The organism is Bacteroidales bacterium (assembly GCA_031275285.1).
In the GTDB taxonomy this organism is placed as follows: domain Bacteria; phylum Bacteroidota; class Bacteroidia; order Bacteroidales; family UBA4181; genus JAIRLS01.
In genome coordinates this window covers 1-14,700 of record JAISOY010000023.1, presented here as the reverse complement: position 1 = coordinate 14,700, position 14,700 = coordinate 1, and the positions used below count along the sequence as shown (strand labels likewise).

Below are 14,700 nucleotides of genomic sequence, written 5' to 3'. Positions count from 1 at the left end.
GAAATCAACAGTGTTGAGGAACAAACCATACAATTAGAAGTAAACGGAACTCCCTACAGTGTAATTGTTGATAAGGAAATTAAACAACCGAAAACCCCAAAATTAGTCCGTCCGGTAGCCGTACCGTCGACTGACCAGGGAGCAGCGGTCAAAGCGACATCGAAAACAGGCACCATCAAATCACCACTTCCGGGAACTATACTGGAAATTTTTGTTAAGCCGGGCGATAAAGTAAGCATCGGACAAAAAGTGCTGATGCTGGAAGCTATGAAGATGGAAAATAATATAGAATCCGACAAGGCAGGTACAGTAACTGAAGTGAAAGTGAATCAGGGTAGTGCTGTCATGGAAGGAGATGTGTTAATCGTTATAGGAGAGTAAGATATGATAGCACTTGAAGCTTCCTCCGGTTTTTTTGATTTTGTACAAAGTCAATTGGCCCAGTTCGTTGAATATACTGCATTCGCGAATTTTACTTGGGGACATTTGATCATGATTGTTGTTGGGCTGATTTTTATTGCCTTGGCTATAACCAAAGAATATGAGCCTTTGCTGTTAATACCAATAGGTTTTGGTATGATCATTGGGAATATTCCCTTTTATCCGGGATTAAAAATCGGTATCTACGAATCAGGCAGTGTATTGAATATCCTGTATCATGGAGTTCAAAATGGCTGGTATCCGCCTCTGATATTTTTGGGAATCGGGGCAATGACGGACTTTTCGGCATTGATTTCCAACCCGAAGCTTATGCTGATCGGTGCTGCGGCACAATTCGGTATTTTCGGGGCATATGCAATTGCTCTTTTATTGGGCTTTACTCCTGCAGAAGCAGGAGCTATAGGTATTATCGGTGGTGCTGATGGGCCTACGGCTATTTTCATTTCTTCCAAACTGGCTCCGGAGTTAATGGGAGCCATAGCTGTTTCGGCTTATTCTTATATGGCACTTGTCCCGGTAATACAACCTCCGATTATGCGGTTTTTTACCACGTCTAAAGAACGCTTGATCAGGATGAAGCCACCACGTCAGGTATCTAAGACAGAGAAGATTTTGTTCCCGTTAATCGGAATTACTTTGACTTGTTTTATTGTTCCTACTGGATTACCGCTGTTAGGTATGTTATTCTTTGGTAATCTGTTGAAAGAAAGTGGTGTGACCAAACGTTTGGCAACGACAGCCAGTGGTCCGATGATCGATATTGTGACCATTTTGATCGGTCTTACTGTCGGTGCATCTACACAGGCTACGTCTTTTCTGACAGCAAAATCAATAGGTATTTTTGCTTTAGGTGCAGCATCTTTTGTTGTTGCGACTTCTGCAGGCGTACTTTTTGTGAAATTCATCAATCTGTTCCTGAAAGAAGGAAATAAGATCAATCCGTTAATCGGCAACTCAGGAGTTTCTGCTGTTCCGGATAGTGCGCGGGTGTCTCAGATTGTCGGACAGGAATATGATAAGAGCAATCATCTATTGATGCATGCTATGGGACCAAATGTAGCAGGCGTTATAGGTAGCGCAGTGGCGGCTGGGATATTGCTTAGCTTTTTATATTAGAAAATACGCGATATGATAAAAAAATCCTCCCAAGTTTTGGGGGGATTTTTTTATAAAGTTACATGCCTGTTTATAAGGAATAGAACGAATTTAAGCATCTAAAAAAAAGATAAATACAGAAATAATAATTTTATTTTGTAATTAATTGGATCAGTCTGATAAAAAAGTTTCGATAAGTTTTGTATCGATTGTTTTTTTGTTTTACTTTTGCCCATACCGAAATATATCGAAAAAATATAATACTATTTGAATGATGCGAAATGAATTCTTGAATCGGTTGAAGTCCGGAGAAACAGAAATATGGGACTTTATTGTCATAGGCGGTGGTGCTACTGGATTGGGCATTGCCCTTGATGCAGCCTCCAGGGGCTATTCTACAGTATTGCTGGAACAATCTGATTTTGCCAAAGCGACATCGAGTCGGAGCACGAAACTGGTACACGGGGGTGTGCGGTATTTGCAGAAAGGTGATGTCGCATTGGTGCGCGAAGCTTTGAGAGAAAGGGGTCGATTACGCCGGAATGCTCCGCATCTGGTAAAGGACCAGCGCTTTATCATTGCGAATTACCGTTGGTGGGAACAGCCTTTTTATACCATTGGACTTACGGTATATGATTTACTTTCCGGTCGTTTGGGCTTAGGGCGTTCGCTCCCATTGGGAAAGAAAAAAGTGATAAAAGCGGTTCCGCAGATCATTCAAAATAAGTTAAAAGGTGGAGTCGTTTATCATGACGGACAGTTTGACGATTCCCGGCTGGCAGTTAATCTGATGCAGTCTGCTATTGAAAAGAAAGCAGTTCTTGCAAACTATACAAGGGTTACATCTTTGTTGAAAGAGAATGGTAAAGTTTCTGGTGTAATTGCACAGGATGAACTGGATGGAGGGACTTTTGAATTGAAGGCCCGTTGTGTTGTCAATGCTACGGGTATATTTGTAGATGATATTATCCGGATGGATGATAAGGAAGAACATCCTTTGGTCCGTCCGAGCCAGGGAATTCATATTGTCGTTGACCGTTCGTTTTTGGGAGGTGATGATGCTATTATGATCCCTAAAACCAGTGACGGAAGGGTTCTGTTCGGGGTTCCCTGGCACAACAGAGTGATTTTGGGGACTACTGATACACCCATGAAAGAATTTGTACTGGAACCAAAACCATTGGAAGAAGAGATCGATTTTGTTTTAAAAACGGCAGCAGCTTATCTGACACGTCCTCCGAAGCGTGAAGATGTACTCTGTGTATTTGCCGGTCTGAGACCCTTGGCTGCACCGAAACATAATGCTGATGAAAAGAAGACAAAAGAAATCTCACGGAGCCATAAACTGATTTCATCGGATTCGGGATTAGTCACCATAACAGGGGGGAAATGGACCACTTACCGGCAGATGGCACAGGAAACCGTAGATTTGGGCATCAAAAAATCAGGCTTAAACTATCGGAAATGTGTTACCCGGGAAATGAAAATACATGGCTATAAACCGACTACTGACCGTAGTAATTGGTTGTATGTGTATGGCAGTGATGGAGAGAAGATTGTCCGGTTGCAACAGGAGAATCCTGCTTTTGCAGAAAAATTGCACCCTCAGTTTGATTTCACGGTAGCCGAAGTCATTTGGGCGGTTCGTGAAGAAATGGCTATGACGGTAGATGATGTATTGGCCCGAAGAGTACGTGCATTGTATCTTGATGCCCGTGCCTCATTAGAGATGGCTCCGAAAGTGGCATCCGTTATGGCTCAGGAGTTAGGAAAAGAAGTGTCATGGGAAAAGGAACAGGTGGAAACATACAATAAAATAGCAGCAAATTACATTTTATAAAATGATTTTTATATGATGATCATCAAAACAATAATGATAACTTATGAAAAATTTTTTATCGCCACCTCCTCCTAAGCCGCAAAAGCCGAAAGAAGAAATCGATGCTACATACAAAAAGATGCGTTGGCAGGTTTTTTTAGGTATTTTTATAGGATACGCTGCTTTTTACCTGGTGCGTAAAAACTTTTCTCTGGCAATACCGTTATTGGAAGAAACGATGGGTTTAACAAAGTCATCGTTGGGGTTTGCACTATCATTGAATGCTTTTGCTTATGGTTTATCTAAATTTATTATGGGTGGAATATCCGACCGTTCGGATGCCCGTAAATTTCTTCCTTTAGGTCTTGTACTTGCATCGGTAGCTATAATGTTGGCAGGCACCCGGCTGGGTTTATACAACCTGGCCACAATGGCTGTTTGTCAGTTTCTTATAGGATGGGTAGGAGGTATGGGATGGCCCCCATGTGGAAGAGTAATGACACATTGGTTTTCGGTCAAAGAACGCGGGACTAAGATGTCAATATGGAATATTGCTCATAACGTAGGGGGAGCGGCGCTAGGACCTGTGACAGCATTAGGCTTTTCAGTTTTTACCATTTATGGCTATTCAAAGTTTGCAAGCATGCAATTTGGATATTTTTTCCTTCCGGCGATGATTGCTATTCTTATCGCTGCAATAGCCTTCCTGCTTATTCGGGATAACCCGAGGGCTTGTGGGTTACCAACCATAGAAGAATACAGAAATGATTATCCTATTAATTATTCGAAGAAGCAGGAAGAGGTATTGACCACCAGAGAAATCATATTTAAATATGTATTTACCAATAAAATTCTTTGGATGGTTGCGTTTGCCAATGTATTTGTATATATGGTCCGTTATGGGGTATTGGATTGGGCTGCCGCCTATCTCCAGCAGATGAAAGGATATGATATCAAGACATCCGGGTGGGCTTATATGTATTATGAACTGGCAGCTATACCTGGTACATTGCTGTGTGGTTGGATGAGCGACCGTATATTTAAAGGACGGCGTGCAATAATGAATATATTATTCATGGGAATGACAACGTTAGCAGTATTGGTATATTGGAAAAACGGGCAGGGAGGTTTTGTTGACCATATTATCCGGTTGTTTACGTCCAATATGCAATTAATTGATAATATAGCCATAGTAGCCATAGGATTTTTTGTATATGGCCCTATTATGTTAATCGGAGTACAGGCTTTAGACCTATCGCCAAAAAATGCTGCAGGAGCATCAGCCGGGTTAACAGGATTTTTTGGATATTTTTTCGGAACGGCAATTCTTGCCAACAATCTGTTGGGTTATTTAGCGCACAATGACGTTACTTGGAATACTTATTTTATAGCTATTATAACAGCTTGTATTTTGTCTATGGTGTTGATGGCGTTTATCCATCGTCAGGAACAACGCACATTTAAGGCAAAGTAACATTAATCTAGATCTTATTTTTTATGATGGATAGAAACTTTAAAAGCTATACAGAGATTTGCCTCTCTTAATTTATTGGATGCTATCATATTGAAAAAGTTGGTAGACCCCAGCCAGAGCGCACCCAGCCGAAGACCGAATCCTACATTGAAAGATTTGAATTGGTTGTATATAATGGGCAATTCAACACCTACAGCTGCCATTTCAAAATGCGGCGATATAATAATGCTGGTCATATAATGGGTGCCTACATTGTTCCCTTTTTTCTGCCGCAAAGCAAAATATGGATTCAATCCCAGATGCAGGTATTTATTGATCCGCCAATCTGCCTGATAAACTATTTCCTGCATTGATATCCGGACCTAAAATGTCATAGTAGCAAAAGGATAAAATGATTGGATAGTTACGACCCTACCGGTAGTCAATACAATATATACCAGACAGAAAAAGAAAATTTTCTTAATGAAATTTTAATGATTAAGGATATGTATTAAGATATATTAAAAGTTGTATTATTTATGGGCTTCCAGATCAGGAAATTACCATATAATTAGTCATTAAACATAAGTCAGACATCAAGATTATCTTTGATTTCCAATAACATGGAACGAACTTTCTTTAACGATTGTACAATTTGAAAGGTATTTTCTAAATCTTCTTTGTTTTCTTTCATTTTTTGGCGGGCACCTTTCAAAGTCATTCCCCGTTCTTTTACATAATGATAAATCAAACCTATATTATCAATATCCTGCTGGGTAAACAACCGGTTTCCCTTCTTATTTTTTTTGGGTTTGATAATATCAAATTCTTTTTCCCAATAGCGTATCAGGGAAGTATTTTCACCGAACATAGTTGCTACTTCACTGATGCTGTAATATAATTTATGACTTGATCTTTTCTTTTGCTCTCTGAATTTTGCATAATGCTTGAATACAGGACACATATATATGCTCTCCTGCATCTTTAATTCACCGGGAATTAACTTCGTGAATGTATTTTTGCTGTATTCCATTCTAGTCGAATGTTTTACCTACATTTGCCAGGTCTAAAATCAATGCGTATCCTTCAGGTCCCAGATCATTATAATAATAATGGATAGGGTTTACCGGTTTACCGTTTTTATGGATTTCATAATGAAGATGCGGTCCAGTAGATACTCCGCTATTTCCCACAGTCCCGATTACTTGTCCGCGTTTTACTTTTTGTCCTTTCTTCACTTCCAGTTTGTCCATGTGGGCATAAAGAGTCTGATAACCATAGCCGTGATCGATTACTATCCGGTTACCGAAACCTGCCGATACGCCGGTCGGCACACCGCTACCGTCACCTATTGCATAACTCTGGACGACAACGCCATCACCGGTGGCATAGATATCTGTTCCGATGGGTGCTGTAAAATCCATTCCCTTGTGGAAAAATTTGGTTCCGTAAATAGGATGGATCTTGTCTCCATATCCTGATGCGGTTCTTTTTAAGTCCTTGTTGTCAATAGGTTGAATAGCTGGTCGTGTCAGTAGTATTTCTTTTTGTTCTTTGGCGCGTTCCATTAGTTCGTCGTATGATTTCGACTGGAGATACATTTGTCGGGTGATCTTATCCAGCCGCTGACTGACTTCGGCAATTAATTCGGTATTAGAATAACTCTCCAGATCTTCATAACGCCTGATTTTACTATAACCCGCCTGGCGAATTGATAGGGGAATAGGTTCCGCTTCAAAAACGGTCCGGTAGATATTGTCATCCCGTTGCCTCATATCATTCAGCGCAATTTCCCATTGATCCAGTTTTTCGCTCAATGCCTGGTTTGTACGATTCATTTGATCCACTTCCCGGGATAAGATCCGTTCCTTTGGGGTGCCGATAAAAAGAGACAGGACAAGGTAACATAAAACAATAACGGAGACAGATGCAGTTACGAAAGTGAAAACCCGGATCAACGTGTTTTTCACACCTCCCCTGATTTTATCGAAACTTAACGACTCCGGATTATATTTATATTTACCTTTTGCCATATTAATCGCTATAAAAACACAGATTTTTTGTTTAATGAAAAACGAGGTATGGAAGAATTCCCATACCCCGCATCATCTTTTTTATCTTAGTTTTGATTAATTTCCTGCCAGATCAATGCGCTTGCTCCTAATACGGCTACATTACCTTCAGGAAGTGAAGATAATACAATTGGAATTTTTCCCTGGTAGATTTTCAACAGGTTCTTTTCAAAGCTTTCCCGGGTTGGTTTAAGAATATAATCACCGGATTTAGCCAAACCTCCGAACAGGAATATTTTTTCGGGAGAAGTATGTGCTACGGCATCGGCCAGCTTGATTCCTAAAAGATCACCTGTGATTTCAAATGCTTTCAAAGCAATAAAATCACCACGGGTAGCCGCGTGATAAATCATTTCGGAATCCATTTCCTCGAACGAGTACTTTCTCAATTCACTGGGATCGGGATATTCAGCCAACAATTCAAAGACTGTTTTCTTAATACCCGGTGCACTGACATAAGCTTCCAGACAACCTCTGCGTCCGCATCCACAGATACGTCCGTTGTCTTTTACTCTTACGTGGCCAACTTCACCTGCAAATCCGTCATTTCCATAGACCAACTCCCCGTTGACGACTATTCCGCTTCCTAAACCGGTTCCTAAAGTGATCAGGATAAAATCTTTCATACCTTTTGCTCCACCATATATCATTTCGCCAAGAGCAGCCGCATTGGCATCATTGGTAACAGCAACAGGCATATTATAATGCTTTTGCAGTAGTTGAACCAAATGAACAACTTTTCCATGTGCCCATTTCAGGTTAGGTGCGAACTCGATGCTTCCACTTTTATAGTTACCATTGGGTGCTCCAATTCCGATTCCTTTTATTGTAACCGTATCCTCTACTTCTTTGATCGTTTTATCAATGGCCTTCTTCAAAGTACTCAGATATTCATTGACATCATCGGTTTGGTCCGTGGGAACCGATCCTTCAATCAATACATTAGCCATACGGTCAATAATGGCATACTTGGTAAATGTTCCTCCGATATCTATCCCTATTACTGCATCTTTTTTCATGTTGGTTCTGATATTTGTTTTGGTTTATAAAAAATAAAATTACTCAATAATAAATAATCTTTTCTACAACAGGTCAATTTTATTTATCATACAATGTTTGTTTGTCTGAAACGAACATTGTATGGAACAGATTTTTAATCTGCCGTCAAATATAATTAATAACTTTGATATATCCACCTGCTTGATTAAAAAGCAATAGTAAAGAATTATTAATAATTCTTAAAATGCGCCTGAGTCATGTTAAATATCATTTTTGATGACCGGAAATGAGATTATTCATCACCTGAATCCAAGGTTTTTGTAGATTGTTTTGAAAGATGAATTTTTATACTATATTTGCAAATATCATAATGTATCGGTCTTGCAGATAAATACACAGGTTATTTGCATCATAGTGCGGATTTGACACACATGGAAGCGAAAACAGAACACAAGTCCACAGAAAAATTAATGCCTGTTTTATTCATAGGGCATGGAAATCCTATGAACGCTCTTGAAAAAAATGAATTTTCTGATGAGTGGAGAAGGATTGTCAGGACATTTCCCTGTCCCAAGGCAATATTGTGTATATCTGCACATTGGTCAATAAAAGGGACAAAAGTAACTGCTATGGAACGACCAAAAACGATTTATGATTTCGGAGGGTTTCCCGACAAATTATATGCGCAAAAATATCCGGCACCGGGTTCGCCGGCTCTATCGGAAATCATATATACTCATTTGGGTATTTACTCTATCGGGAAAGATTACCATTGGGGATTAGATCATGGAACCTGGTCTTTCCTGAAACATATGTATCCGGATAACAATGTCCCGGTAGTACAGATGAGTATCGACCATACAAAAAGCATGAAACACCATTACCGTCTCGGAAAAGAATTGCTGTTTTTAAGGAAAATGGGTGTCCTTATCACTGGAAGTGGTAATATCATTCATAATTTACGATTGGCTAAGTCAACAAAAAATGGGTTCGATCACGAATTTGCTTATAATTGGGCGTTGGAATTAAATGAATTACTGAAAGAGAGGATCATTGAAAATAATTCAGAAGCTTTGATGGATTACGGACGGATATCGAAGCATGCTTATTGGGGCATCCCGAGCGAAGAACATTATATTCCACTCATATATGCACTTGCACTTAAAACAGAAAATGACCGGATCACAATTTTTAATGACAAAGTGATCGGGGGAGCTATTTCGATGACATCGTTCATTATCAGTCATTAATTCCGTAAGACGGTTTATTTACAAAGTAATCGGGGAATTATTTTCAATAACGAAAGATTTGTACTTATTTTGCAGTGTTTAAGTCTGTAAAGATCTTTATTGTTTCTGCAGAAATGAATGTCTTCTGTTGATCAATCGAAAAGACATTTACCGGACAAATTTCATATTTAATTCAATGCCTCAGATATCTACCAAAGGGCGGATTATGCCGCCTTCACCTATCCGTAAATTAGCCCCTTATGCCGAACAGGCAAAGAGCAGGGGTATTAAAGTATACCACCTGAATATCGGACAGCCCGATATTCCTACTCCGGCGATAGGAATGGAAGCGGTACGGCACAATCATTTGCTAGTCGTGGAATATAGCCACTCAATGGGGATTGAATCCTTGCGTAAAAGGCTGGCCCAATATTATCAGGAAAAAAATATCAATGTGAATCATAACCAGATCATGATCACGAATGGTGGATCAGAAGCTATCTCAATGACTATGATGGCCTGTTTGAACCATTATGAAGATGTGATTGTTCCTGAACCTTTTTATGCTAATTATTACGGATTCTCAACAGTTGCAGGGGTTGGACTGAAACCGTTAAAATCGGTTATCGAAAATAATTTTGCCCTGCCTCCGGTAGAAGAATTGGAAAGCCTGATAACACCCGCTACCCGGGCAATTATGATCTGTAATCCGAACAATCCTACCGGTTATTTATATTCACGTGCCGAACTGGAAAAACTGGCTGAAATTGCTGTCAAACATGATCTGTTCCTGATTTCAGACGAAGTATACCGTGAGTTTTGTTATGACGGGGACAAACATTATTCCATCATGCAGATTGATGGACTGGAAAAGCATGCTGTATTGATCGACTCCATGTCGAAACGGTTTAGCGCTTGTGGAATAAGGGTGGGTGCATTAGTCACGCGTAACCAGGAATTGATGGATACGGTATTGAAATTTGCCCAGGCGAGATTAAGTCCGCCTACTTTCGGCCAGATTCTGGCCGAAGCTGCTTTGGATTCTCCGCCGGAATATTATGAAAAAATATACGACGAATATATCGAAAGGAGAAATACGCTGGTCAACGGACTGAATCGTATTCCGGGAGTATATAGTCCTATGCCCAAGGGCGCATTTTATACGATGGCCCGCTTACCGGTGGATGACGCCGATAAGTTTTCACAATGGATATTGAGCGATTTTCAGTACAACAACCAGACTGTAATGCTTGCTCCGGGTTCCGGGTTCTACTCTACACCGGGTTTAGGGAAAAATGAAGTCCGGATGGCTTATGTGATCAACAAGACCGATATCGAGCATGCTTTGGAATGTCTGGAAAAAGCTTTGGAAGTATATCCCGGGAGGAAATAACTTCCAATAGCCCGGATCATTCGTTATTGACCTGTTTTATCATTTGGTCCGGATAAGTAATTTTTAATTTACAAAGATAGTATCCGGTTCTTGTTTCATTTCTTTAAGTGTTTTTCTTACTCTCTGCTGAAGCAGGCTATCTAATTTTTCATGATTTGGCTGATTTGTTTTTAGATCAAAGGAATGTTCTCTTAACCGCGCCATACTTTGATCCCTGAATCTTCGGAAAATATCTTCGGATCCCTGGTAATTATCTAATAAATCCCCGGTTTCCATTTTATTAAGATAGGAGCGTATATATTGAAGGTATATGTTTAAATATTTAATATTTATATCCCCTTTTATATAAATCACGGAAAAATGGTTGGATTGTTGCCGGAGAACATAAATTTCATTACTCTTTCCTCCGGTTTTTTTCTGATAATAACCAATAACATGGTCGTTTCCCTTATTTGTTTCCATATATTGCTCAAACTTAGCTTTATTGAATGCATTACGGAAATCAGAATAAGTTTTGGAAGGAACAAAGGATGCATGATTTTTTTTTGATATGGATAAGCTGCTAAAAGCTTCTGGTGCTGAAACATCAATTTCCTTTTTTATGTCAGATGCACTCGCACTGCGAGAAGCAGAGATTTGAACAGGTGATGAAGCAGACATTCGGACGGGTAATTTGGCAACATCTTCAAAAATGTTTTGAAGCATTTGTTGCGACACATTTACATAGGCGACACCTTCTTTTGAAGAATATTCTTTCATTAATTCTTCCATTAACTGACTCTGTGCTCTTATAGATGTAGATAAAATGAAACATAATCCTATGAGAAAAAATAAACGGGTTTTCATGATTGTGTATTTTTAAGTAATATAAAACAATTAATATTATACTTTCTGAACGTAATTCTCTTTATCAATGATATTTAAGAAAATAATAAATAGCACCTTGATTTCAATATGATTGAATTTCTTCATCCAGGAAATCCAACGGATCGTATACCTTTTCTGTTGGAGAAGTAATACGATCGATAGTTTGTATGGTATATTTCTTTACAAGGGATAGATCATCAGAACAAACACCATCAATCATAACAAATGTCCCGGAACATGAAACGTCTTCATGTTTTTGATTCAGATATAATCCCGCAGCCAGTAAAATACATGCTGCTGCCGCTCCTGGTATGATATACCGGATAATGCGTTTTTTAAAAGAAGGTATATATACAGGCAATTGCCTGTCATCTTTTATACTTCTTTTTTGTTTCAGATAGATGAATATCGATCGGTATGCTTCAAATTCTTCTGCGATTTCATCCGAAGAAAAATACACATACAGAAATTGTTCATCTTCATCTGTAGAGATACCTTCATAATATTTTTCCAGTAATCCCTTTATTTCTTCATTATGTTTCATTACTTGTCGAATTTATTTATTCTGAAAAATATTTCTTTTACTTTCTTTCTTGCCCTTGACAGGTTAACCCTGACGGTAGCTATTTCACAGCCAGTAATTTCGGCAATTTCTTCGGGCTGATATCCTTCAATATCACGAAGCTGGATGATCATTTTTTGCATATCCGGAAGGTTTTCGATGATCCTCGAGACCATTTCCACCGAATCCTTTTCTTCCGCCTGCTGGTCCGGTTTTCTTGCCGTTTCGGGAACATCGTCGAACCAATTTTCCGTAACCGGTTTTCTTGCCCTTATCTTATTAAGACTGATATTCTTGGTCATTTGTACCGCATATGCTTCAATGCTTTTGTATCCGGATAGATGTTGTCGCATCAACCATAGTTTAAGCATCGACTCCTGGACAACATCTTCCGCATCATGCTCATTCCCGAGTATCTTCATAGCTACATGATATAGTTTCCCTCTTACAGGCAGTACGTTTGTTTTAAATAATCGAATATCCATCTGTAAATAAGACACCATTCATTCAAAAATATAACATCGGCACAAAAATAATATGAAAAATCACATCCATATAACTTGTAATAACTTGATTAAAAGAAAAATAAAAAAGATCCATTGAATCTGATTTGTAATTTTCAACTTGTATTTATCTTTGCATGTAAATGAATAACCAAAAAGAAGACAATATTCAGGAAAAACCAAACCTTGAATTGCAGGATAATGACTTACAGGAAGAAACCGGTGAATTATATGAATATTATCACTGGATTGTCGATAAAGGCCAGACGCCTGTCCGCATTGATAAGTTCCTGACACATCGCATTGAAAATGCATCACGTACCAAGGTACAGGCTGTTGCTGATGCGGGTAATATATTGGTGAATGGTCGTTCTGTAAAATCGAACTATAAAGTCAAACCCCTGGATGAAATATCGGTAGTGATGCCCCATCCTCCAAGGGAGTTAACCATTATTCCCCAGGATATTCCGATTAATATCGTTTATGAAGACGATCACATCATTGTGATCAACAAAGAGGCCGGTATGGTGGTACATCCCGGTCATGGCAATTATACGGGAACACTGGTCAATGCTTTGACGTTTTATTTAAAGGATTTGCCTCTTTTTCAAAGCGGGGAAATGCGTCCGGGGCTGGTACACCGTATAGATAAGGATACATCGGGTATTCTGGTAGTGGCTAAAACGGAATATGCCCTGAATCATCTGGCCCGCCAATTTTTTGAACACACTATCGAGCGGAAATATCTGGCATTGGTTTGGGGTAATCTTTCCGAAGATGCGGGAACCATTACCGGACATATCGGCCGTAACCCGAAAGACCGGATGCAGATGTGGGTATTTGAAGATGGATCTGACGGAAAGCATGCTGTGACCCATTATCGTGTAGTGGAACGTCTGGGCTATGTGACACTGGTGGAATGCCAGCTTGAAACCGGAAGAACCCACCAGATCAGGACTCACTTCCGGCATATGGGACATCCTTTGTTCAATGATGCCCGTTATGGTGGGGATGAAATTCTTCGTGGAACCACTTTTACCAAATACAAACAGTTTGTTAATAATTGTTTTGTCATTCTCCCACGTCAGGCGCTACATGCCAGATCATTAGCTTTTGATCATCCAGTGACAAGAGAACGTATGTATTTTGAATCTGAATTACCGGAAGATATGGAACAAGTTATTGAAAAATGGCGAAAATATACACAGAGTCGGGATATTGAAATTTCAGAATGAGATATCAGGATCTTTATGGGCAATAAAGTTCTTCGTAAAGGCAAATTGATTATGTTAAAAAATCTAAATAAAGGTATATCATAATTATAAATGATGTATGTTGCATCGGTTTTTTTATTACCTTTGGTATAGAAAAACCATTGATAATAAAAAGATTCCAATAAAATACATTAGCACATTTTAACAGAAAAATTAATCATTCATCTATGAAAAGACGAGATTTTATTTCAAAAAGCATAGCCGCAGGAATTACTGCAGGCACAGGTTTTTCATTACTTTCTTTGGAAGAAGCATTCGGGAGTATCCCGTCTAACCCCAATGCGCCTTACGACCTTGTAGCCGTAATGGGTGGCGAGGCGACGGAAATGTTCGAAAAAGGCATTGCATCATTGGGAGGAATGAAAAATTTCGTTAAACCGGGACAAACCGTAGTGGTAAAGCCAAATATCGGATGGGATAGGGTACCTGAATTAGGCGCCAATACCAATCCCGAGCTGGTGGCTAAAATTATAGAGCATTGTTTGGCGGCAGGCGCAAAAGAGGTGTTTGTATTTGACAATACATGCGACGCATGGCAGAAAGCTTATGCAACCAGCGGCATTGAAAAAGCGGCAAAAGATGCCGGAGCAACGGTCGTTTCCGGAGCTACCGAAAGCCAATATAAACAAGTGAGTATTCCCAAAGGAAAAATGCTTAAAGATGCAAAAGTACACAACATGATATTGAACAGTGATGTTTTTATTAATGTCCCTGTATTGAAACATCATGGCGGAGCGCATGTCTCCTTTGCGATGAAAAACCTGATGGGTATTGTATGGGACCGTGGTTTCTGGCATAAGAATAACCTCCAGCAATGTATTGCAGATATGGTCACTTACCGTAAACCGGACCTGAATATTATCGATGGTTATCGTGTGATGAAAAAAAATGGTCCCAAAGGTGTTTCAGCAAGCGATGTTTCCCTTGAAAAGTCACAGATCATCTCTGCTGATATTGTAGCAGCTGATGCTGCCGCTGCAAAAATATTCGGCA

15 protein-coding genes are annotated in these 14,700 nt (G+C 39.4%); 8 read left to right on the top strand and 7 right to left on the bottom strand.

All coding sequences use genetic code 11. From position 1 onward, the window contains the following. The first annotated feature begins 3 nt into the window (after positions 1 to 3). The 4 genes from LBQ60_02275 (at position 4) to LBQ60_02260 (ending at position 4,829) form a co-directional block, all read left to right on the top strand. Positions 4 to 381, top strand: coding sequence for a biotin/lipoyl-binding protein (locus tag LBQ60_02275; protein ID MDR2036730.1), 378 nt, complete (start codon positions 4 to 6; stop codon positions 379 to 381). Between the two features lie 3 nt (positions 382 to 384). Then, positions 385 to 1,557, top strand: coding sequence for a sodium ion-translocating decarboxylase subunit beta (locus LBQ60_02270; protein ID MDR2036729.1), 1,173 nt, complete (start codon positions 385 to 387; stop codon positions 1,555 to 1,557). A 250-nt stretch (positions 1,558 to 1,807) separates the two neighbouring features. Further along, positions 1,808 to 3,376, top strand: a complete 1,569-nt coding sequence (locus tag LBQ60_02265; protein MDR2036728.1) for a glycerol-3-phosphate dehydrogenase/oxidase — start codon at positions 1,808 to 1,810, stop codon at positions 3,374 to 3,376. A 43-nt stretch (positions 3,377 to 3,419) separates the two neighbouring features. After that, positions 3,420 to 4,829, top strand: a complete 1,410-nt coding sequence (locus LBQ60_02260; protein MDR2036727.1) for an MFS transporter — start codon at positions 3,420 to 3,422, stop codon at positions 4,827 to 4,829. Positions 4,830 to 4,843: 14 nt separating this feature from the next. Here LBQ60_02260 and LBQ60_02255 read toward each other — a convergent pair whose 3' ends face one another. From LBQ60_02255 to LBQ60_02240, 4 genes are all read right to left on the bottom strand, one after another. After that, on the bottom strand, positions 4,844 to 5,179 hold the full coding sequence (locus tag LBQ60_02255; GenBank protein ID MDR2036726.1) for a hypothetical protein: 336 nt from the start codon (positions 5,177 to 5,179) through the stop codon (positions 4,844 to 4,846). A 218-nt stretch (positions 5,180 to 5,397) separates the two neighbouring features. Further along, positions 5,398 to 5,772, bottom strand: coding sequence for a MerR family transcriptional regulator (locus LBQ60_02250; protein MDR2036725.1), 375 nt, complete (start codon positions 5,770 to 5,772; stop codon positions 5,398 to 5,400). A 70-nt stretch (positions 5,773 to 5,842) separates the two neighbouring features. Then, positions 5,843 to 6,841: a M23 family metallopeptidase gene (locus LBQ60_02245; protein ID MDR2036724.1), complete on the bottom strand. Its 999-nt coding sequence runs from the start codon at positions 6,839 to 6,841 to the stop codon at positions 5,843 to 5,845. Positions 6,842 to 6,927: 86 nt separating this feature from the next. Further along, on the bottom strand, positions 6,928 to 7,911 hold the full coding sequence (locus LBQ60_02240; GenBank protein MDR2036723.1) for an ROK family protein: 984 nt from the start codon (positions 7,909 to 7,911) through the stop codon (positions 6,928 to 6,930). A gap of 399 nt (positions 7,912 to 8,310) precedes the next feature. Here LBQ60_02240 and ygiD point away from each other — a divergent pair, with 399 nt between their 5' ends. Next, positions 8,311 to 9,129, top strand: coding sequence for a 4,5-DOPA dioxygenase extradiol (gene ygiD / locus LBQ60_02235; GenBank protein MDR2036722.1), 819 nt, complete (start codon positions 8,311 to 8,313; stop codon positions 9,127 to 9,129). A 175-nt stretch (positions 9,130 to 9,304) separates the two neighbouring features. Then, positions 9,305 to 10,501, top strand: coding sequence for a pyridoxal phosphate-dependent aminotransferase (locus tag LBQ60_02230; protein ID MDR2036721.1), 1,197 nt, complete (start codon positions 9,305 to 9,307; stop codon positions 10,499 to 10,501). Between the two features lie 63 nt (positions 10,502 to 10,564). Here the strand turns inward: LBQ60_02230 and LBQ60_02225 are convergent, their stop codons facing one another. The 3 genes from LBQ60_02225 to LBQ60_02215 form a co-directional block, all read right to left on the bottom strand. Continuing rightward, the gene (locus LBQ60_02225; GenBank protein ID MDR2036720.1) at positions 10,565 to 11,347 is read right to left on the bottom strand and encodes a DUF4252 domain-containing protein; all 783 of its coding nucleotides are present in this window, start codon (positions 11,345 to 11,347) and stop codon (positions 10,565 to 10,567) included. A gap of 103 nt (positions 11,348 to 11,450) precedes the next feature. Beyond that, positions 11,451 to 11,912: a hypothetical protein gene (locus tag LBQ60_02220; protein ID MDR2036719.1), complete on the bottom strand. Its 462-nt coding sequence runs from the start codon at positions 11,910 to 11,912 to the stop codon at positions 11,451 to 11,453. After that, on the bottom strand, positions 11,912 to 12,433 hold the full coding sequence (locus tag LBQ60_02215; protein MDR2036718.1) for a sigma-70 family RNA polymerase sigma factor: 522 nt from the start codon (positions 12,431 to 12,433) through the stop codon (positions 11,912 to 11,914). Before LBQ60_02215 ends, LBQ60_02220 begins: the two co-directional genes overlap by 1 nt. A 143-nt stretch (positions 12,434 to 12,576) precedes the next feature. Between LBQ60_02215 and LBQ60_02210 the strand changes: the two genes are divergently transcribed. Beyond that, positions 12,577 to 13,668, top strand: coding sequence for an RluA family pseudouridine synthase (locus LBQ60_02210; protein ID MDR2036717.1), 1,092 nt, complete (start codon positions 12,577 to 12,579; stop codon positions 13,666 to 13,668). 206 nt (positions 13,669 to 13,874) lie between these two features. Then, a partial coding sequence (locus LBQ60_02205; protein ID MDR2036716.1) for a DUF362 domain-containing protein occupies positions 13,875 to 14,700 on the top strand: 826 nt, incomplete at its 3' end.